Raw genomic sequence first — 19,185 nt, 5'->3', positions numbered from 1 at the left:
CTTACCCTATCGGGACGCCGCCGCGGCCCATTCAGCTGAGAGCGTGACCGCGGCCCGCACGGGGCGCGGGCGCGGTGAGTACCGTTGACGTCATGGCTGACCTGCCTTTCGGCTTCTCCTCCGGCGACGACCCGGAGCGCAAGAAGCGCGGGAAGAAAGATCCCGAATCCGGCTCGGGGGCGTCCGACCCGTTGGGCGCCTTCGGCATGGGCGATCTGGGGCAGATCTTCACCCAGCTCGGCCAGATGTTTTCCAGCGCGGGCACCGTCATGGCCGGCGGCCAGGCTTCCGGGCCGGTCAACTACGAATTGGCGCGGCGGGTCGCGTCGAGCTCGATCGGGTTCGTCGCGCCCATCCCCGCCTCGACGAATAAGGCCATCGCCGATGCGGTGCACCTGGCCGAAACCTGGCTGGACGGCGCAACGGCGCTGCCCGCCGGCACCACCAAGGCGGGGGGCTGGAGTCCCAGCGACTGGGTCGACCACACCTTGGAGACCTGGAAACGGCTGTGCGATCCGATGGCCGAGCAGATCGCGACGGTGTGGGCGGCTTCGCTGCCCGAGGAAGCCAAGACCATGGCGGGCCCGCTGCTGGCGATGATGTCGCAGATGGGCGGGATGGCGTTCGGGTCGCAGCTCGGCCAGGCGCTGGGCCGGCTGTCCCGCGAGGTGCTGACGTCCACCGACATCGGCCTGCCGCTCGGCCCCAAGGGGGTGGCCGCGATCCTGCCGGACGCCCTCGAATCGTTCGCCGCCGGGCTCGAGCAGCCGCGCAGCGAGATCCTGACCTTCCTGGCCGCCCGGGAAGCCGCGCACCACCGGCTGTTCAGCCACGTGCCGTGGCTGTCCAGCCAGCTACTGGGCGCGGTCGAGGCCTACGCCAAGGGCATGAAGATCGACATGTCCGGCATCGAGGAGCTGGCCCGCGACTTCAATCCGGCGTCGCTGTCCGACCCGGCGGCCATCGAAAACCTGCTCGGCCAAGGGGTTTTCGAGCCGAAGGCCACCCCGGCCCAGACGCAGGCGCTGGAGCGGCTCGAGACGCTGCTGGCGTTGATCGACGGCTGGGTGCAGGTGGTGGTCACCGCCGCCCTGGGCGACCGGATCCCGGGCACGGCCGCCCTGTCCGAGACGCTGCGCCGGCGCCGGGCCAGCGGCGGGCCCGCCGAGCAGACCTTCGCGACGCTGGTCGGCCTCGAGCTGCGGCCGCGCAAGTTGCGCGAGGCCGCCGCGCTGTGGGAGCGCCTGACGCAGGCCGCCGGCGCCGACGCCCGCGACGCCATCTGGCAGCACCCCGACCTGCTGCCCGGCGCCGACGACCTCGACGAGCCGGCGGGGTTCATCGACCGCGTCATCGGCGGGGACACCAGCGGCATCGACGAGGCCATCGCCAAGCTCGAAGAAGAACCCCCGCCGGGCGGCGCTGGGGATAACTGAACGCGGCGCCCGCCTCGGCGTGGCACAGTCACCACCCATGACTCAGGCCCTATCGGCGGCCGCGCTTTCGTTATATGCGCTGGACCCGGCGCTGCCGGTGCTGCTGCGGCCCGACGGCGCCGTCCAGGTCGGCTGGGATCCGCGCCGCGCCGTGCTGGTCCGCCCGCCGCGCGGCCTCGCCGCGCCCGAGCTGGCCGCGCTCCTGCGGTCCATGCGGTCGCCGACGCCGATATCCGAGCTGCGGAGCCGGGCCGTCGACCGCGGGCTGAAGGACGCCGGCGGCCTGACCAGCCTGGTCGCGCAGCTGGTGGGCGCGGGCGTGGCGACCGAATGCCGGCAGTCCCGGGGCCGGGCGGCGTCGATCCGCATCCACGGCCGCGGGCCACTGTCGGAGCTGCTCACCGACGCGTTGCGGTGTTCGGGGGCCCGCGTCGCGCACAGCAGCCAGCCGCACGCCGCCGTGTCATCCGCCGTGGATCTGGTGGTGTTGTCGGACAACCTGGTCGCCGACCCGCGGATGGTGCGCGACCTGCACGCCCGCGGCGTCCCGCACCTGCCCGTTCGGGTGCGGGACGGCACCGGGCTGGTGGGCCCGCTCGTCATCCCCGGTGTCACCAGCTGCCTGGGCTGCGCCGACCTGCACCGCGCCGACCGCGACGCGGCGTGGCCGGCCATCGCCGCCCAGCTGCGCGACACCGTCGGGGTGGCCGACCGGGCCACCCTGCTCGCCACCGCGGCGCTGGCGCTCAGCCAGGTCAACCGGGTGATCGCCGCCGTGCGCGGGCAGGAGGCGGTGCCCGACCCGGCGCCGCCCCCGGCGCTGAACGCCACGCTGGAGTTCGACGTCAACGCCGGCTCGATCCTCTCGCGCCGCTGGACCAGGCACCCGCTGTGCTCGTGCTGACGGGCGGCGGTTACCCCAGCCGGCCCTGATCGGGGACGTTGGTCGCCAGCGAGGCGTACGCCCTGGCGAGCTCCTCGAGGACCTGCGCGGTCAGGGTGCCCTCGGTGCGGTTCTTGTCCAGTGTCTCGATGATTGCCCTGAACAACGCCTCGGCGGCGTCGTGCTGCGTTTGCTTGGCTGCCATCGCCATAACCTATGGCAACCGTATGGCCCCTTTCCCGGTTGTGGCCGGATCGACAGCGCCCGGCGCTGAGCGTCATGGATGATGGGTACGTGGCAGACATCAAACGCGGCGGCGCCGCGCGCAACGCCAAGTTGGCCGGCCTGTCGGTCGGTATCGCCGGCCGCACGGCACTTGGGTTCGGCAAGCGACTGACCGGCAAGTCCAGGGACGAAGTCAACGCCGAACTGATGGAGAAGGCCGCCCACCAACTGTTCACGGTGCTCGGCGAGCTCAAGGGCGGGGCGATGAAGGTCGGCCAGGCGCTGTCGGTGATGGAAGCCGCCATCCCCGAGGAATTCGGCGAGCCGTACCGCGAGGCGCTGACCAAGCTGCAGAAGGACGCGCCGCCGATGCCGGCGCACAAGGTGCACCGCGTGCTCGACGCGCAGCTCGGCACCAAGTGGCGCTCCCGGTTCACCTCCTTCGACGACACCCCGATGGCCTCGGCCAGCATCGGCCAGGTGCACAAGGCGGTGTGGTCCGACGGCCGCGAGGTGGCCGTCAAGATCCAGTACCCGGGCGCCGACGAGGCGCTGCGCGCCGACCTGAAGACCATGAAGCGCATGGTCGGGGTGGTCAAGCAGCTCGCGCCCGGCGTCGACGTCCAGGGCATCGTCGACGAGCTGATCGAGCGCACCGAGATGGAGCTCGACTATCGGCTGGAGGCCGACAACCAGCGGGCCTTCGCCAAGGCCTACCAGGACCACCCGCACTTTTTGGTGCCGCACATCGTGGCCAGCGCGCCCAAGGTCGTGATCCAGGAATGGATCGAGGGGATCCCGATGTCGGAGATCATCCGCAGCGGGACCGTCGAGCAGCGCGACCTGATGGGCACCCGGCTGGCCGAGCTGACCTTCGACGCGCCGCGCCGGCTGGAGATGATCCACGGCGACGCCCACCCCGGGAATTTCATGCTGATGCCCGATGGCCGCATGGGGGTCATCGACTTCGGCGCGGTGGCGCCGCTGCCGGGCGGGTTCCCGGTCGAGCTGGGCATGTCCATCCGGCTGGCGCGGGAAAAGAACTACGACCTGCTGCTGCCGACGATGGAGAAGGCCGGTTTCATCCAGAAGGGCCAGCAGGTTTCGGTGCGCGACATCGACGACATGCTGCGCCAGTACGTCGAACCGGTCGAGGTCGAGGTCTTCCACTACACCCGCAAGTGGCTGCAGAAGATGACGGTGGGCCAGATCGACCGCTCGGTGGCCCAGATCCGGACGGCGCGGCAGCTGGACCTGCCCCCGAAGCTGGCGATTCCGATGCGCGTGATCGCCTCCGGCGTCGCGATCATGTGCCAGCTGGACGCCCACATTCCGACCAGGGCGCTGTCGGAGGAGCTGGTCCCCGGCTTCGCCGAGCCCGACAGCGCGGTGGTCTAGTCCGCGAAAGTGCAACTGCCGACGCCGCTTCTCGAGAAACGCGTCGGCAGTTGCACTTTCGCGGGTTAGGGCGCGGGTTAGGCGGCCACCTCCTTGCGGGGGCGCCCGCGCGGGCGTTTAAAGCTGACGACCGATCCCCGCTCGAGGATCTCGCCGCCCCACACGCCCCAGGGTTCGGCGCGTTCCAGCGCGGCCGTCAGGCACTGGTGACGGACCGGGCAGCTCGCGCACAAGGCCTTGGCGCGCTCCAGGTCGGCCGGGGTCTCGGCGAACCAGAGGTCGGGATCGCCGGCGTGGCACGGCAACTCCGGCGACGTCGGTCTGGGGACTGGCGGTGCCGACATGTCCTGCTCACCTGCTTCCTGGTCGGGTGTTTGTGGCGATCCGGACCAGGTTGCGGGCTTCCAACCCGAAAATTATGGCCACGGATCCTTGCTGACTTCGGGTCCGTGGCCAAGTGGGGGCTTGTTAGGTGGGTCCCCGATCCACGGACGCGTCCGTCGCGGCGGCGCGATGCTTGGCGGCATGGGAGGTGGCCGCGGTTGATACCGCGGCGGCCACGCCTACACCGAACGCGTTGGTGATCATCGTGGCGATCCTCCTCTCAGTGACGCTTAGTGGGCAGCAAAGTGCGCTTTCGAGGGTAAAGGTTACCGCCTGCCGGCCACAACCGATTTTCTGACCTGCGTCTTTACCTCAGCGGGCTTGCCGCACCAGCTCCAGGACGTCCGGCCCGTACTGTTCGAGCTTGCGCGCGCCGATCCCGGGGATCGCGATCAGGGCCGACTCGTCGCCCGGCAGCAGCTCGGCGATCGCGATCAGCGTGTTGTCACTGAACACGACGTACGCGGGCACCTTCTGTTCCTTGGCCACTTCGAGCCGCCACTCCTTGAGGCGCAGCAGCAGCTCCTCGTCGATGTCGGCCGCGCAGGTTTCGCAGCGGCGCAGCATGATCGCCGCGGGGGTGGTCAGGCTGTTGTTGCAGATGCGGCAGCGCGTCGCGGTACCGCGGGTGCGGCGGGACCGGGAAGGCGCGGCGTCGCCGCGCGTCTGCGGCGCGATGCCGTTGAGGAACCGCGACGGCTTGCGGCTTTGGCGCCCGCCGGGGCTGCGGGCCAGCGCCCAGCTGAGCGCGAGATGGATTCGCGCCCGGGTGATTCCGACGTAGAGCAGCCGGCGCTCCTCCTCGACGGCCTCGCTTTCGGCTCCGTGCGCCAGCGCGTGCGAGATGGGCAGGGTGCCGTCGGCCAACCCGACCAGGAACACCGCGTCCCACTCGAGCCCCTTGGCGGCGTGCAGCGACGCCAGCGTGACGCCCTGCACCACGGGCGGGTGCCGGGCGTCGGCGCGCAGGCGCAGCTCGGCCACCAGCCCCGGCAGGTCGAGCTGCGGGCGCTGCGCCACCTCCTCGTCGACCAGCTCGGCCAGCCCGCCCAGCGCCTCCCAGCGGTCCCGGGCCCGGCTGCCCGTCGGCGGCTCGGCCGTCAGCCCCAGCGGCTCCAGAACGGCGCGCACCACGTCGGGAAGCGGACCCTGCGAGCCGCGCTCCGCTTCGCGCTGCAGTGCCAGCAGCGCCTGCCTGATCTCCTGGCGGTTGAAAAACCCCTCGCCCCCGCGGATCTGGTAGGTGATGCCCGCCTCGGTCAGGGCCTCCTCGTAGACCTCCGACTGCGCGTTGACCCGGTAGAGCACCGCGATCTCCGACGGCGCGGTGCCGGATTCGATGAGCCGGCCGATCGATTTCGCGACCGCGGCGGCCTCGGCGGTCTCGTCGGGATGCTCGTGAAACGACGGGGCCGGGCCCGGGGGGCGCTGGCCGGACAGCTGCAGCTTGCTGCCCGCGACGCGGCCGCGCGCGGCGGCGATCACCTGGTTGGCCAGCGACACCACCTGCGGGGTGGACCGGTAGTCGCGCTCCAGGCGCACCACCGTGGCGTCGGGAAACCGCCGCGAGAAGTCGAGCAGGAAGCGCGGCGTGGCCCCGGTGAACGAGTAGATGGTCTGGTTTGCGTCGCCGACGACGGTCAGGTCGTCGCGGTCGCCCAGCCAGGCCGCCAGCACGCGCTGCTGCAACGGGGTGACGTCCTGGTACTCGTCGACGACGAAGCAGCGGTAGCGGTCGCGGAACTCCTCGGCGACGGCGGCGTCGTTCTCGATCGCGGCGGCGGTGTGCAGCAGCAGGTCGTCGAAGTCGAGCAGCGCCAGCGACTCGTCGCGAACCTTGAGGGCCTCGTAGGCCGAATAGACGGCCGCGATCTGCTGGGCGTCCCGCGGGACGTCGCGGCCGGCGTCGGCCACCGCGGACGCGTACTGCTCGGGCCCGATGAGCGACGCCTTGGCCCACTCGATCTCGCCGGCCAGGTCGCGCACGTCGTCGGTGCTGACGTTGAGCCGGCAGCGACTGGCCGCCCTGGCCACGACGGCGAACTTGGTGTCGAGCAGCTGCCAGCCGGTGTCGCCGACGACGCGCGGCCAGAAGTAGCGCAGCTGGCGGTGCGCGGCGGCGTGAAAGGTCAGGGCCTGCACGGCCCCGACCCCGGCACCGGTGTGGCCGGCCGCGGCGAGCGCGCGCAGCCGGGCGCGCATCTCCCCCGCCGCGCGCTGGGTGAAGGTGACCGCCAGGACCTGGCCGGCGGCGACGTGACCGCCCCCGACGAGCTGCGCGATGCGATGCGTGATGGTGCGGGTCTTGCCCGTTCCGGCGCCCGCGAGCACGCAGACCGGCCCTCGCGGGGCCAGCACGGCCTCGCGCTGCTCGTCGTCGAGCTCGGCGGTCAATGCGTCGGCGACCATCGGCATGGCGTCCATCTTGGCAGCGTCGGCCGACAAGCCGCGGAATGCGTCATCGCTGCGCTATGTTATCCGGGCTATGACCAACGCTTCGCTCACCGTTTACACGACGTCCTGGTGCGGGTACTGCCGCCGGCTCAAGACGGTGCTCAACTCCGACGGGATCTCCTACGACGAGATCGACATCGAACACGACCCGGCGGCGGCGGAGTTCGTCGGCTCAGTCAACGGCGGCAACCGGACCGTGCCCACGGTGAAGTTCGCCGACGGGTCCACGCTGACCAACCCGAGCGCCGCCCAGGTCAAGGCGAGGCTGGCCGAAGCCGGCGGCTGAGGGGTCAGTCCAGCCCGGCCCACGATTCGATGATCACCCGCGCGATCGAAATCGAGCCCGGCAGTAGGAGTTTCGAGTCCGACGCGCTGCTCCAATCGCCGGCCGCCAGCGCCGCGCGCACCTCGTCGCGGGTGAACCATTGCGCCTCGGCGATCTCGCCGTCGTTGAACGAGAAGTCCTCGTCCGGGTCGCCCAGGGCGTGGAAGCCGACCATCAGCGAGCGCGGGAACGGCCATGGCTGGCTGCCCAGGTAGCGCACGTCGCGCACGGTCAGGCCGATCTCCTCGCGGATCTCGCGGGCGACGCACGCCTCGAAAGACTCACCGGCCTCGACGAATCCGGCCAGCAGCGAGAACATCCGCTCGGGCCACACCGCCTGGCGCGCCAGCACCGCGCGGTCCCCGCCGTCGTGGACCAGGCAGATCACCGCCGGGTCGATGCGCGGGAACTCCTCGTGGCCGGTGACGGGGTTGACCCGCGACCAGCCGCCCCGGGCCGGTCGCGTCGGGGAGCCGTCCACCGAGCTGAAGCGCGCGCTGTCATGCCAATTCAGCAGCGCCAGCGCCGACGACACCAGCTGGCTGCTGGTGTCGTCGAAGATCGGGCCGAGGCTGCGCAGGTTCACCACGTCGACCTTGACGTCGGGATCCTCGGGCGCCTGCAGCGCGCCGCGGATGGCCCACACGTGGCGGCCGCCCTCGATGCGGCCCAGGAACACGGCCTCTTTCGGCGGCTCGTCGGCCAGCGCGGCCGCGGCGCCGAGCACCACCCGGCCGTCGGTGACCAGCACCTGGTTGCGCGAATCCACCCGCAGCAGCGCCGCGTCCGCCCAGCCCGCCGTCGCCGCTTCGACGTCGGTGCGCAGCTGGTCGGCCCGGTCGGCGCCGACGCGCGAGAGCACCGGAATGTCGCGTAACTGAAAGTCCATCAGTTGCCCGCGTTCCGGACGTAGAGCAGCCGGTCGCTGGCCTCGATCGCGTCGGCCTCCGGGGCGCCGATGCGCAGCAGCCGGCCGTCGCGCACCACACCGAGCACGATGTCGCGCAGGTGCTTTGGCGAGCCGCCGATTTCGCCCTGCTCGACCTCGCGTTCGGCGATGGCCAGCCCGGCGTCGGGGGTCAGCAGATCCTCGATCATCTCCACGACGCTGGGCGTGGTGGTGGCCAGGCCCAGCAGCCGGCCGGCGGTCTCGGAGGAGACCACCACCGAGTCCGCGCCCGACTGCCGCAGCAGGTGCTGGTTCTCGGCCTCCCGGATCGACGCCACGATCTTGGCCTTCGGCGAGATCTCCCGCGCCGTCAGCGTGACCAGCACGGCGGTGTCGTCGCGGCTGGACGCGATGATGATTGAGGCCGCGTGCTGGGCGCCGGCCAACCGCAGCACGTCGGATTTGGTCGCGTCGCCGTGGACGGTGACCAGCCCGGCGGAGGCGGCCCGGTCGAGGGCGGCCTGATCGGTGTCGACGACGACGATCTCCGCCGGGGGCACCTCGTCGCTGAGCATCGCCCCGATCGCCGTTTTGCCCTTGGTGCCATACCCGATCACGATCGTGTGGTTGCGCACTCTGCTCCTCCAACGTTGGATCTTCCACGCCTGGCGGGACGTTTCGGTGACGACCTCGAGCGTGGTGCCGACCAACAAGATCAGGAACGCGATGCGCAGCGGCGTGACGACCAAGACGTTCATCGCCCGCGCGAATTCCGAAATGGGCGTGATGTCGCCGTAGCCGGTCGTCGACAGCGTCACCGCGGAGTAGTACAGGCAGTCCAGGAACGTCAGCCGGTCGCCCCGCGCGTCCTGGTATCCGTCGCGATCGAGGTAGACCGTGATGGCTCCGATGAACAGCGCGGCGATGGCGATGGCGACCCGGCGCGAAATGATGCGGGCCGGACCGGCCTGGCCCTGGGGGATGCGCAGCACGCCGACGAGCGCGTAACTGGGCTGGACGGTCAACCGCTCGTCGAGACGGCCCAGCCGCCGCCAGCTACCTTTGGCCACGAAAATCCGTTATCGAATCGAGCCCACCGCACGCCACCCGCACGCCTCAAATGTAACCACGTCAGACACGCGCGGCGCGGTCGTCGGCGGAATCGGCCGGCGGCGCGACCAGGTCCTCGGGGTCCGGCAGTTCGGCGGGGGTGATCGTGGCACCGGCGCGCACGTAATGGAAGGCCGTGCGCACCGACGATTCCGGGATCCCCGCCAGCGCGGCCCATGCCAGGCGGTACACGGAGAGCTGGACGGCGGCCTGGCGCAGCGCGTCCGCGCCGCGCGGGGGCTCGCCGGTCTTCCAGTCCACCACGGTGGCGCCGCCGTCGGGGTCGGCGAACACCGCGTCGATACGGCCGCGGACCACGGTACCGCCGATCGGCATCTCGAAGGGCACCTCGACGGCCACGGGAGTGCGTGCCGCCCAAGGGGATTGGGTGAACGCCTGCTGCAGCGCGGCCAGTTCGCCGGTGTCGCCGACGTCGGAGTCCGCGGCGCCCGGCAGGTCGCCGAGCTCGAACAGCGAGTCGGCGCCGTAGAACTTCTGCACCCAGGCGTGAAAGGCGTTGCCGAGCAACGTGTGCGGCTCCGGGCGCGTGGGCAGCCGGTGCACCAGCCGCTGCGCCGCGCCGGCCGGATCGCGGGCCAGCTCGACCAGGCCGCTGACCGACAGCTGGCTGGGCAGCGCCCGGGCGGGCGCGCGCTCCGACCGTGCCCGCTCGGCCAGCAACGCGTCGACGTCGGCGGCCCACCCCTCGACGTCGGCGCCGGGGTCTTCGCCGCCGCCCGACATGGCCTGGCGCACCAGGGCGGCGCCGGCCTCGACGTCGCCGCGCCGGCCGGCCAGCGGGTCGGCGGGCCAGGCCGCCTCGACGACGTTGTCGCGCATGGGGTTTCGTTCGCCGTCCGCGGGGGCTGGCGCCCACTGGTCCACCACCCCGCACGGGTCGCCGGCCGCGGCACAACGGTCGATGACGTCCTTGAGCTCGCACAGGAATTCCGACGGGCCCCGCGGTTTGACCCCGGTGGATCCCCAGTGATGCCCGGAGACGAGCAGGGTGTCCTCGGCGCGGGTGATGGCCACGTACAGCAGCCGGCGTTCCTCGTCGACGCGCCGCTGCTCGAGCCGGCGGCGGTGTTCGAAGATTGTGTCGGACAACTGCTTTCGGTTGGTGACGGCCGAGGTGTCCAGCACCGGGATGCCCAGCGAGCCCGCCGAGGCCCGGTCGCCGCGCAGCAGCGGCGGGAGCTCGGCGGCGTCGGTGAGCCAGGTGCTGCGCGACGCGGTCGAGGGAAAGATGCCGCCCGACAGGTGCGCCACGGCGACGACCTGCCACTCCAGGCCCTTGGCGGAGTGCACGGTGAGGATCTGGACCCGGTCTCGCGCCACGGTCGACGGGGCGGGCGGCAGGCCGTTTTCGACGGCCTCGGCGGCGTCGAGGTAGGCCAGCAGGCCGGCCACCGAGGCCGCCGCCTCCGTCGCGTTGCTGCGTTCGGCGTAGCCGGCGGCGACGTCGGCGAACGCGTCGAGGTGTTCGGCCCCGGCCCAGGGCTGCCCGGCGCCCGACGCCGCCCTCGCCTCGCAGTCGACGCCCAGCGCGCGGCGCACCTCGGCGACCAGGTCGGGCAGGGAGTGGCCGAGATGGGCGCGCAGGGCGGTCAATTCGGCGGCCAGCGCGGTGATGCGCTGATGCCCGGCCGGCGAGTACGCACCGGCCGGGCCGGGATCGCCGATCGCGTCGGCCAGGCACGGGGCGTCGGAGTCGGGGCCGGCCGCCCTCGCGATCGACTCCGCCGAGGGCGTAGGGCCCGGGCGTGTCCCGGCCAGGGCCACCGCCCGCCGCCACAGCGCGGCGATGTCCCGGCCGCCGAGGCGCCAGCGCGGCCCGGTCAGCACCCGCATGGCCGCCGCGCCCGCGGTCGGGTCGGCGACCAGGCGCAGCATCGCGACGACGTCGGCGACCTCCGGGACGACCAGCAGCCCGGCCAGACCGACCACCTCGACCGGGATTCCCCGCGCGCGCAGGGCGTCGGCGATCGGCGCGGCGTCGGCGTTGCGGCGCACCAGCACCGCGGCCGTCGGTGGGTTGACGCCGCCGGCGCGGGCTTGCCGGTAGTGCCCGTCGAGTTGGTCGGCGATCCACTCGCGTTCGGCGCGCACGTCCGCGAGCAGGGCGCAGCGCACGGCACCGGGCGGGGCGTCGGGGCGGGGACGCAGCGCGCGCACCGCCACCGACCGTTGTCGCGCCTCGGTCGAGACGGCGTTGGCAACCCGCAGCACCTCCGGGGGGTTGCGCCAGCTCGTCCGCAGCTCGAGCACCGGCGCGGGGGTGCCGTCGGAACGCGGGAAGTCGGTGGCGAACCGCGGCAGGTTGGTGGCCGAGGCGCCGCGCCAGCCGTAGATCGACTGGATCGGGTCGCCGACGGCCGTCAGCGCGAGCCCGTCGTCGACACCGCCGCCGAACAGCGCCGAGAGCGCGATGCGCTGGGCGTGCCCGGTGTCCTGGTACTCGTCGAGCAGCACCACCCGGTAGCGGCCGCGCAGGTCCTGGCCGACCTGCGGGAAGGCCGCGGCCAGCCGTGCGGCCGAGGCCATCTGGGCGCCGAAGTCCATCACCTTCGCGGCGCGCATCCGCTCGCCCACCGCGTCGAGCAGCGGCACCAGCTCGGCGCGCTGCGTCTGGGTGGCCAGCAGCCGCAGCAGCCACTGGTTGGGACCGCGGTCGCGCTGGTAGGGGCCGGCCGGAAGGCCGTGGATCAGCCGTTCCAGCTCGACGTGGGTGTCGCGCAGCTGACGAGTGTCCACCAGGTGTTCGGCCAGCTGACCCCACAGCCGCAACACCATCGAGGTGACCGCGGCCGGGTTCTTGTCGGTGCGCAGCTCGCCGCGGTAACCGTTGACGACGTCGAAGGCCAGCTGCCACAGCTCGGTCTCGCCGAGCAGCCTCGTGTCGGGCTCGACGGGCAGCAGCAGGCCGTGCTCGCGCAGCAGCGAGCCGGCGAACGCGTGGTAGGTGCTGACCACCGGGGCGCCGTCGGGGTCGGAACTGTTGGCGCCCAGGCCGATACCGGCCAGCCGGGCCAGCCGGGAGCGGACGCGGCGCAGCAGCTGGCCTGCCGCCTTGCGGGTGAACGTCAGCCCGAGCACCTGGCCGGGCTCGGCGTAGCCGTTGGCGACGAGCCACACCACCCGCGCGGCCATGGTCTCGGTTTTGCCGGCCCCGGCCCCCGCGATGACGACCAGCGGGCCCGGCGGCGCGGCGATGACCGCGGCCTGCTCGGGGGTGGGCGGGAAAAGCCCCAGCGCGCAAGCCAATTCGGCCGGGCTGTGGCGGGGGTTCACAGCGCCGCCCCGTCGGCGTGGGCCGGGCAGCTGGGCCGGATCGGGCAGTGCGCGCACCCGTCGTTGCGCCGGGCGACGAACTGCGGCCCGGCCGTCGCGTCGGCCGCCCGCCGGACGAGCTCGCGCCACTCGTCCCGCGCGGCGGCGGTCAGCGGGTCCTGCTCGCGCACGGTGGCGCCGGCGGCGCCCGCCTTGCCCACGTACACCAGGCGCGCGCCGCCGGGCTCGGTGCCGGCGGGGATCAGGCCCTCGGCCACGGCCAGCTGGTACATGGCCAGCTGCGCGTGCTGTTGCGCATCGTCCTTGCTGACCGGTGTCTTGCCGGTCTTGATGTCGACGATCACCAAGCGGCCCGCCGCGTCGCGCTCCAGCCGGTCGATGCGCCCGCGCAGCCGGATCTCGCCGCCGTCATCGCCTGGCGCCGGGAGGGTTCCGTCGACGTCCACCTCGACGCCGACCTCGGTGAGCTCGCGCCGGGTCTGCGCGCGCCACTCGAGGAACGCCTCGATCATGGCGCGGTGGCGGGACAGCTCGTTGGCCGCATGCCAGGGGGCGTCGAAGGGCAGGTGCTGCCAGGCGCGGTCGAGCTCGGCCAGCAGTTGCGTTTCCGTTCTGCCCGGCTCGGCGAGCAGCGCGTGCAGCACCGAGCCGATCGTGGAGCGCAGGTCGCGCGCGTCGGTGCCGCCGTGGCGTTCGGCCAGCCAGCGCAGCGGGCAGTCGGTCAGCGTCTGCAGGGTCGACGGCGTCAGCGTGACGACGTCGGCGGCTCCCCGTAGCGGCTCGCTGGTGCTGACCGGGATCAGCCCCTGCCACCCGGCCGGGTCGGCGCCGGGCACCCCGGCCCTGGCCAGTCGCGCCAATTGCGTTGCCGCGCAACGCCGGTCGGTGTCGCCCACCGCGCCCTCGGGGGCGCAGACGACACCACGCAGCCGGCCCACCAGCGCCGCCGCGGACAACACCCGCGGCGCCGAGACCGGTTGCGCATCAACGGTTTCGCCGTCGGACCACTGCGCGATTTCGGCGAAGAACGCCGACGGCAGCGCGGCCTCCCCGTCGGCCCCGCCGGCGTCGCCGTCGACAGCGGTCACCAGCAGCCGTCGCCGGGTGCGACCCATCGCCGCCACCAGCAGCCTGCGCTCCTCGGCCAGCAGCGGTGCGCGCACCGAGGCGTCCTCGGTGACACCGTCGAGCACGTCGAGCAGCCGCTGGGTGCCCAGCACGCCGCCGCGCGGAACGGTGTTGGGCCACAGGCCTTCCTGCAGCCCGGCGATGACGACGAAGTCCCATTCGTGTCCCAGCGCGGCATGCGCGCTGAGCACCCGGACCTGCTCGGCCTCCGACACCGGCTCGGCGTTGGCGCGGGGCAGTTGCAGCGCCGCGACGTGCTCGACGAGGCCGCGCAACGACGCGCCCGGGGTGCGCGACACGTAGTCGTCGGTGACGTCGAACAGGGCGGTCACCGCCGCCAGGTCCCTGGCGGCCTGGGCTCCGGCGGAGCCGCCGCGCTCGCTGGCCGACAGCCAGCGACGCTGCAGCCCGGACCGGTGCCAGGCGGCCCACAGGGTGTAGCGCGGGTCTTGGCCGTCCCGGTGGCAGCGCGCGGCCGCGTCCAGCACCGCGCGCACCCGCCGCAGGGGGCCGGGGCGCGGCGGGTCGGCGTGCAGGGCCTCGACCAGGAGCGCCCCGACGTCGCCCGGTGCCCGATCCGGGTTGGCGCGCTGCAGCGTTCGGCGCAGCTGCCGAAGCGACACCGGGTCGACGCGGCCGATCGGCCCGGTCAGCAGCGCCAGGGCGCGCTCGCCGTCGAGACCGTCGGCGGAGGCGGCCAGCACGGTGAGCAGCGCCCGGGCCGCGGGCTCGTCGGACACCGGTCCGCCCGAGGCTGGCGCGGCCACCGGCACCCCGGCGGCGGCCAGCGCGCGCGGCAACCGCGCGCCGGCGCGCGGCACCGAGCGGACGACGACCGCCATCCGCGACCACGGCACCCCGTCCACCAGATGCGCGCGCCGCAGCGCGTCGGCGATCGCGGCGGCCTCCGCGTGCGCCGAGGCGGCCAGGCGCACCGTGACGGATCCGTCCTCGGCTCCGGTGCCGTCGATGCGCCGGCCGGCGCTGCCGCCGGGCAGCCGGGCCGCGATGCCGCTCACGGCCCGCGCCACGGCCGGCGCGCAGCGCTGCGACACCGTCAGCGTCACCGCGGGCGAATCGTCGGACAACAAGCCGGACGCCTCACCGCCCCGGAAGCCGAACACCGCCTGGTTGGGGTCGCCGGCGACCAGGGTCACCTCGGCGCCCGCGGCCAGCACCCGAACCAGGCGGGCGGCCTGCGGGTCGAGTTGCTGCGCGTCGTCGACCAGCAGCACTTTCAGCCGGGCGCGTTCGGCCGCCAGCAGTTCGGCGTCGACCGCGAAGGCCTCCAGCGCCGCACCCACCAGCTCGGCGGCACCCAGCGCCGGCGCGGTGGCCTGCGGCCCCGCCGTGCCGACGGCCGCCCGCAGCAACATCACCTGCTCGTACTGGCGCGCGAACTGTCCGGCCGCCACCCATTCCGGGCGCCGGCACCGGCGCCCCAGGCGCTCGAGTTCCTGCGGCTCGACCCCGCGTTCGGCGCAGCGCGCCAACAGGTTTCGCAGTTCGGTGGCGAAGCCGGCGGTGCGCAGGGCGGGCCGCAGCTGGGCCGGCCACGCGCTCGCCGCGCGGGGGCCGTCCTCGAGGTCGCCGGCCAGCAGCTCCCGGATGACGGCGTCCTGTTCGGCGCTGGTGACCAGCCGCGGCGGCGGGTCGCCGGCCCGCTCGGCGGCACGCCGCAAGACGGCGTAGGCGTAGCTGTGCACGGTGCGCACCAACGGCTCGCGCACCGCGGCCCGGCCGGGGCCGGTGGCGCGCAGCAACGCCGTCGTCAACGCGCTGCGCGCGCGCATCCCCAGCCGGCCCGAACCGGTAAGCAGCAGAACCGATTCCGGGTCGACACCGGCGCCGATCTGGGCCACCGCCGCGTCGACGAGCAGGGCGCTCTTGCCGGTGCCGGGACCACCCAGGACACGCACCCGCCCGCGCAGGCCGGGCGCCAGGGCGGCGGCGGCCTCGTCGTTCCAGGTGTGTGGCATGGCTGCATGCAACCACGGGGGTCTGACAACTCGGCGCGAGCGCCGGATACTGGAATCGGAAAGCCCCAACACCAGCCAAGGAGGGATTTCAGATCGTGTCTGTTGGCCCAGATGACGAAGTGCCCGAAGCGGACGCGGTGGACCAGCGCCGGGCCGTCGGTTTCGATCCGGAAGGCGACGAGGCCGGTGTGGACGCCACGTACGTCAACGCCGACGCCACCGATCGCGATGCCAATGAGGCCGACGTGATCGAGCAGGCCTTCGTCGTCCCCGTCGCCGACGACGATCGGGACGACTGAGCCGGGCACCCGATGACGGCGTCGGCGGCGACTGGCACCATCGACGGGTGACCGCCGACCTGCACGTCCACCGCTACGGCCCGACCGGTCCGGTGCGGCTGCTCGCCCTGCACGGCCTGACCGGCTACGGGGGCCGCTGGCGGCAGCTGGCCGGCCACCTGCCCGAAATCGCCGTCGCCGCACCCGATCTGCTCGGCCACGGCAACTCGTCGTGGGCGGCGCCGTGGAGCATCGACGCCAACGTCGCGGCGTTGGCGGCGCTGCTCGACATGGACGCCGCGAACGCGCGAGTCTTGGTGGTCGGCCACTCGTTCGGCGGCGCGCTGGCCATGCAGCTGGCCGCCGCCCGCCCCGACCTGGTGGCGGGGCTGCTGCTGCTCGACCCGGCCGTCGGGCTGGACGGGGGCTGGATGCGCGACATCGCCCACGCGATGTTCGCCTCCCCCGACTATCCGGACCCCGACGAGGCGCGCCTGGAGAAGGTGCATGGCTCGTGGGCCGACGTGGACCCCGCGTGGCTGGACACCGAGATCGCCGAGCACCTCGTCGAGCTGCCCAACGGGCGCTACGGCTGGCGCGTCAGCCTGCCGGCGATGATGTCGTACTGGAGCGAGCTGGCCCGCGACGCCGTGCTGCCGCCGCCCGGAACGGCCACGGTGCTGGTGCGCGCGAAGCGGACGTCCCCGCCGTACGTCGGCGAGAACCTGATCGACGGGCTGCGGCAACGGCTCGGCCCCGATTTTCGGCTGCTGGATTTCGACTGCAACCACATGGTGCCGTACGCCAAGCCCACCGAGGTGGCGGCGCTGGTCCGCGAACTGCTGGGCTGAGCATGCCGCCGGTGACCGACGAGCAGGTCGAGCGGGTGCGCGCGCTGGTCGCGGCGATCCCGTCGGGCCGCGTGGCCACCTACGGCGACATCGCCGCTGTCGCAGGGCTTTCCAGCCCGCGCATCGTCGGCTGGATCATGCGCACCGACTCCTCGGACCTGCCCTGGCACCGGGTGATCACCGCGTCCGGGCGCCCCGCGCGGCACTTGACCAGCCGGCAGCTCGAATTGCTGCGCGCCGAGGGGGTTCTGGCGAAAGACGGGAGGGTCGCGCTGGACGAGGTCCGCTACGAGTTCGGTGGCGGGCTTTGGGTGTGAAGCCAGGGCGTTGAGTGTGAACGAGTGGCGGGGATTCGGCGGTTTTTCCGCCCGGGATTCACGCGCGACGCCCAGGATTCACAGTCAAACCTGACCGCGGCCTGGTCTAGAGCACCAAGCGCACTAGGGCCGCGGTGCGGGCCAGGCCCGGGAACGCCTCGGCGGTCGACCGCGGATGCAGCGCGTGCACCGCCAGGCGAAACAGCAACGCCCGCAACAACATCTGCGGCCACTCGGGCAGCGCGTTCCAGCGTTCGATGAGCCCGTCGTCGGCCTCGCCCCAGGACAGCGCGTCGACGACGACGACGCCCGCGGCCCACGACGCCGGCCGCCAATAGGGCGTGATGTCGGTGATCCCCGGCGCCGCGGTGCCCACGAAAAGCACTGTGCCGTAAAGGTCTCCGTGCACCAGCTGGTTGGGGCTCTTGGTCGGCTTGCGCAGGCTGGCCAGCTGGTTGATCAGCTCGATCGAGCGCTCACCATCGGCCGTCGACGGCGCGGTCCGCGCGCCCGGCGGCACCGACGCCAGCGGCCGTTCCTCCCACGCCGCGCGGTCGGCGGCGATGAAGACGTCGACGTCGCTCCACGGCGCGGTGGGCCCCTGGGTCAGAAAGCGGGGGCGTTCCAGCTTGCCGGTCGCCTCGTGCAGCCGCACCGCGGCCGACACGACCTCGTCGTGGCGGGGCTCGGGTGTGCCGGCGACGAAGGTGTCCGCGCGCCACCCCGATACCACGTAGCGCCCGTCGGTCGAGCGCACCGGCCGGGCCAGCCGCACGCCGTCGACGAACAACGTCTCGCGCACCCGCGCCGACCAGGCCGCGCGCGCGTGGTCGGCCACGATCGACAGGACGACCTCGCCGCACCGCCAGCCGCCCTCCCAGCTGGCGCCCAGAGCAACGGGCTTGGAACCGGTCAAACCGAACGCCGCCAGCACATGCTCGGGCGGTGGCTCGACGGTCACATCGGTAGCCTAGACGAGGCCAACACGGGTTTCGGGTCAGTACATGACCATGTCGGGCTGCATCTGCCTGGCCCAGGCCACGATCCCGCCCTGCAAATGGACCGCGTCGGAGAAACCGGCCTTCTTCACCTCGGCCAGCGCCTCGGCGGAGCGCACACCCGTCTTGCAGTACAGCACCGCCGTGCGGTCGTGGGGCAGCTTGGCCAGTCCCTCACCGGAACTGATCGTCGACTTCGGGATCAGCTGGGCGCCGTCGATGTGATTGATGTCCCACTCGACCGGCTCGCGGACGTCGATCAGGGCCAGCTTCTTGCCGGAGTCCATCAGCTCGCGCAGTTGCCGCGGGGTGATCGCGGAGTCGCCGGGCGCCTGCGCGACATCCGCGCCGCAGAAGTCCTCGTAGTCGATGAGCTCGGTGATCCGCGGCCTGGAAGCCTCGGACGGGTCCTTGCGGATGCTGATGGTGCGGTAGCTCATCTGAAGCGCGTCGTAGATCATCAGCCGGCCCAGCAGCGGCTCGCCGATGCCGGTGATCAGCTTGATCGCCTCGGTGCCCATCACCGACGCGATCGAGGCGCAGATGATGCCCAGCACGCCGCCCTCGGCGCAGGACGGCACCATCCCGGGCGGCGGCGGCTCGGGGTAGAGGTCGCGGTAGTTCAGGCCCCGCCCGTCGGGGGCGTCCTCCCAGAACACCGATACCTGGCCCTCGAAGCGGTAGATCGACCCCCACACGTACGGCTTTCTCGCCAGCACCGCGGCGTCGTTGACCAGGTAGCGGGTGGCGAAGTTGTCGGTGCCGTCGAGGATCAGGTCGTACTGCCCGAACAGGTCGACGGCGTTGCCCGCGTCGAGCCGGAATTCGTGCAGCCGCACGTCGACCAGCGGGTTGATGGCCGCGATCGAGTCGCGCGCCGACTGGGCCTTGGACCGCCCGACGTCGGCCGTGCCGTGGATGATCTGGCGCTGCAGGTTGGACTCGTCGACGATGTCGAAGTCGACGATGCCGAGGGTGCCGACGCCGGCGGCGGCCAGGTAGAGCAGCGTCGGCGCGCCGAGACCACCGGCGCCGATCACCAGCACCCGGGCGTTCTTCAGCCGCTTCTGCCCGTCGACCCCGAGCTCGGGGATGATCAGGTGGCGGCTGTAGCGGGCCACCTCGTCGCGGGTCAGTTCGGCCGCCGGCTCGACCAGCGGGGGCAGTGACGACGACACCTATCCATGGTATCGGCGCCGAGACTGCGCGGAGATCGCGTTTACGGGGGCAGATCAC

At 72.7% G+C, this 19,185-nt stretch carries 16 protein-coding genes; 7 read left to right on the top strand and 9 right to left on the bottom strand.

Annotation, left to right across the window (positions count from 1 at the left end; all coding sequences use genetic code 11):
- The first annotated feature begins 74 nt into the window (after window positions 1-74).
- Both AC5Y4Z_RS10795 and AC5Y4Z_RS10790 read left to right on the top strand, forming a co-directional pair.
- On the top strand, window positions 75-1,436 hold the full coding sequence (locus AC5Y4Z_RS10795) for a zinc-dependent metalloprotease (RefSeq protein ID WP_499963499.1): 1,362 nt from the start codon (window positions 75-77) through the stop codon (window positions 1,434-1,436).
- Window positions 1,437-1,473: 37 nt separating this feature from the next.
- Window positions 1,474-2,340, top strand: a complete 867-nt coding sequence (locus AC5Y4Z_RS10790) for a cyclodehydratase (protein ID WP_499963497.1) — start codon at window positions 1,474-1,476, stop codon at window positions 2,338-2,340.
- A 10-nt stretch (window positions 2,341-2,350) separates the two neighbouring features.
- On the opposite strand, the gene AC5Y4Z_RS10785 is transcribed toward AC5Y4Z_RS10790, so the two are convergent.
- Window positions 2,351-2,524 carry a hypothetical protein gene (locus tag AC5Y4Z_RS10785; protein ID WP_499963495.1) on the bottom strand — a complete coding sequence of 58 codons (174 nt, stop codon included), beginning with the start codon at window positions 2,522-2,524 and terminating at the stop codon, window positions 2,351-2,353.
- Window positions 2,525-2,598: 74 nt separating this feature from the next.
- On the opposite strand from AC5Y4Z_RS10785, the gene AC5Y4Z_RS10780 reads away from it, so the two are divergent.
- Window positions 2,599-3,942 carry a macrolide-binding ATPase MABP-1 gene (locus AC5Y4Z_RS10780; RefSeq protein WP_499963493.1) on the top strand — a complete coding sequence of 448 codons (1,344 nt, stop codon included), beginning with the start codon at window positions 2,599-2,601 and terminating at the stop codon, window positions 3,940-3,942.
- 77 nt (window positions 3,943-4,019) lie between these two features.
- On the opposite strand, the gene AC5Y4Z_RS10775 is transcribed toward AC5Y4Z_RS10780, so the two are convergent.
- Window positions 4,020-4,286: a WhiB family transcriptional regulator gene (locus AC5Y4Z_RS10775; protein ID WP_499963491.1), complete on the bottom strand. Its 267-nt coding sequence runs from the start codon at window positions 4,284-4,286 to the stop codon at window positions 4,020-4,022.
- Between the two features lie 352 nt (window positions 4,287-4,638).
- A complete protein-coding gene (locus AC5Y4Z_RS10770) occupies window positions 4,639-6,741 on the bottom strand; it encodes an ATP-dependent DNA helicase UvrD2 (protein ID WP_499964735.1) in 2,103 nt (700 codons plus the stop codon).
- Window positions 6,742-6,811: 70 nt separating this feature from the next.
- On the opposite strand from AC5Y4Z_RS10770, the gene mrx1 reads away from it, so the two are divergent.
- Window positions 6,812-7,066 (top strand): mycoredoxin Mrx1, encoded by a 255-nt coding sequence (gene mrx1, locus AC5Y4Z_RS10765; RefSeq protein WP_499963489.1) that lies wholly within the window; start codon window positions 6,812-6,814, stop codon window positions 7,064-7,066.
- Window positions 7,067-7,070: 4 nt separating this feature from the next.
- Here mrx1 and nudC read toward each other — a convergent pair whose 3' ends face one another.
- The 4 genes from nudC to AC5Y4Z_RS10745 all read right to left on the bottom strand — a co-directional run bounded on the left by nudC (window position 7,071) and on the right by AC5Y4Z_RS10745 (window position 15,505).
- Window positions 7,071-7,994, bottom strand: coding sequence for an NAD(+) diphosphatase (gene nudC / locus AC5Y4Z_RS10760; RefSeq protein WP_499963487.1), 924 nt, complete (start codon window positions 7,992-7,994; stop codon window positions 7,071-7,073).
- Complete coding sequence (locus AC5Y4Z_RS10755; protein ID WP_499963485.1) at window positions 7,994-9,064, bottom strand: potassium channel family protein; 1,071 nt, start codon at window positions 9,062-9,064, stop codon at window positions 7,994-7,996. Before AC5Y4Z_RS10755 ends, nudC begins: the two co-directional genes overlap by 1 nt.
- A 61-nt stretch (window positions 9,065-9,125) precedes the next feature.
- Window positions 9,126-12,428 (bottom strand): ATP-dependent helicase, encoded by a 3,303-nt coding sequence (locus AC5Y4Z_RS10750; protein WP_499964733.1) that lies wholly within the window; start codon window positions 12,426-12,428, stop codon window positions 9,126-9,128.
- Window positions 12,395-15,505, bottom strand: coding sequence for an ATP-dependent helicase (locus AC5Y4Z_RS10745; protein WP_499963483.1), 3,111 nt, complete (start codon window positions 15,503-15,505; stop codon window positions 12,395-12,397). Before AC5Y4Z_RS10745 ends, AC5Y4Z_RS10750 begins: the two co-directional genes overlap by 34 nt.
- A 92-nt stretch (window positions 15,506-15,597) precedes the next feature.
- On the opposite strand from AC5Y4Z_RS10745, the gene AC5Y4Z_RS10740 reads away from it, so the two are divergent.
- Genes AC5Y4Z_RS10740 through AC5Y4Z_RS10730 form a run of 3 tightly spaced genes read left to right on the top strand, consistent with a single transcriptional unit; the run spans window position 15,598 to window position 16,951 of the window.
- On the top strand, window positions 15,598-15,804 hold the full coding sequence (locus tag AC5Y4Z_RS10740; RefSeq protein ID WP_499964731.1) for an Rv3202a family protein: 207 nt from the start codon (window positions 15,598-15,600) through the stop codon (window positions 15,802-15,804).
- A gap of 47 nt (window positions 15,805-15,851) precedes the next feature.
- Window positions 15,852-16,634: an alpha/beta fold hydrolase gene (locus AC5Y4Z_RS10735; protein ID WP_499963481.1), complete on the top strand. Its 783-nt coding sequence runs from the start codon at window positions 15,852-15,854 to the stop codon at window positions 16,632-16,634.
- Window positions 16,635-16,636: 2 nt separating this feature from the next.
- Window positions 16,637-16,951 (top strand): MGMT family protein, encoded by a 315-nt coding sequence (locus tag AC5Y4Z_RS10730; protein WP_499963479.1) that lies wholly within the window; start codon window positions 16,637-16,639, stop codon window positions 16,949-16,951.
- Window positions 16,952-17,057: 106 nt separating this feature from the next.
- Here AC5Y4Z_RS10730 and AC5Y4Z_RS10725 read toward each other — a convergent pair whose 3' ends face one another.
- Together AC5Y4Z_RS10725 and moeZ are read right to left on the bottom strand one after the other, a co-directional pair.
- On the bottom strand, window positions 17,058-17,912 hold the full coding sequence (locus AC5Y4Z_RS10725) for a TIGR02569 family protein (RefSeq protein WP_499963477.1): 855 nt from the start codon (window positions 17,910-17,912) through the stop codon (window positions 17,058-17,060).
- 36 nt (window positions 17,913-17,948) lie between these two features.
- Window positions 17,949-19,127 carry an adenylyltransferase/sulfurtransferase MoeZ gene (moeZ, locus tag AC5Y4Z_RS10720; protein ID WP_499963475.1) on the bottom strand — a complete coding sequence of 393 codons (1,179 nt, stop codon included), beginning with the start codon at window positions 19,125-19,127 and terminating at the stop codon, window positions 17,949-17,951.
- Window positions 19,128-19,185: the final 58 nt, after the last annotated feature.

Source organism: Mycobacterium sp. NGS63, assembly GCF_059812295.1.
This window is presented reverse-complemented; position numbering and strand designations above follow the sequence as displayed.

Bases quoted from the DNA above. Each gene is read 5' to 3' on its own strand.
- AC5Y4Z_RS10790 (WP_499963497.1), top strand. From the start codon at position 1,474: ATGACTCAGGCCCTATCGGCGGCCGCGCTTTCGTTATATGCGCTGGAC.
- AC5Y4Z_RS10785 (WP_499963495.1), bottom strand. From the start codon at position 2,524: ATGGCAGCCAAGCAAACGCAGCACGACGCCGCCGAGGCGTTGTTCAGG.
- AC5Y4Z_RS10780 (WP_499963493.1), top strand. From the start codon at position 2,599: ATGGATGATGGGTACGTGGCAGACATCAAACGCGGCGGCGCCGCGCGC.
- AC5Y4Z_RS10775 (WP_499963491.1), bottom strand. From the start codon at position 4,286: ATGTCGGCACCGCCAGTCCCCAGACCGACGTCGCCGGAGTTGCCGTGC.
- AC5Y4Z_RS10770 (WP_499964735.1), bottom strand. From the start codon at position 6,741: ATGCCGATGGTCGCCGACGCATTGACCGCCGAGCTCGACGACGAGCAG.
- mrx1 (WP_499963489.1), top strand. From the start codon at position 6,812: ATGACCAACGCTTCGCTCACCGTTTACACGACGTCCTGGTGCGGGTAC.
- nudC (WP_499963487.1), bottom strand. From the start codon at position 7,994: ATGGACTTTCAGTTACGCGACATTCCGGTGCTCTCGCGCGTCGGCGCC.
- AC5Y4Z_RS10745 (WP_499963483.1), bottom strand. From the start codon at position 15,505: ATGCCACACACCTGGAACGACGAGGCCGCCGCCGCCCTGGCGCCCGGC.
- AC5Y4Z_RS10730 (WP_499963479.1), top strand. From the start codon at position 16,637: ATGCCGCCGGTGACCGACGAGCAGGTCGAGCGGGTGCGCGCGCTGGTC.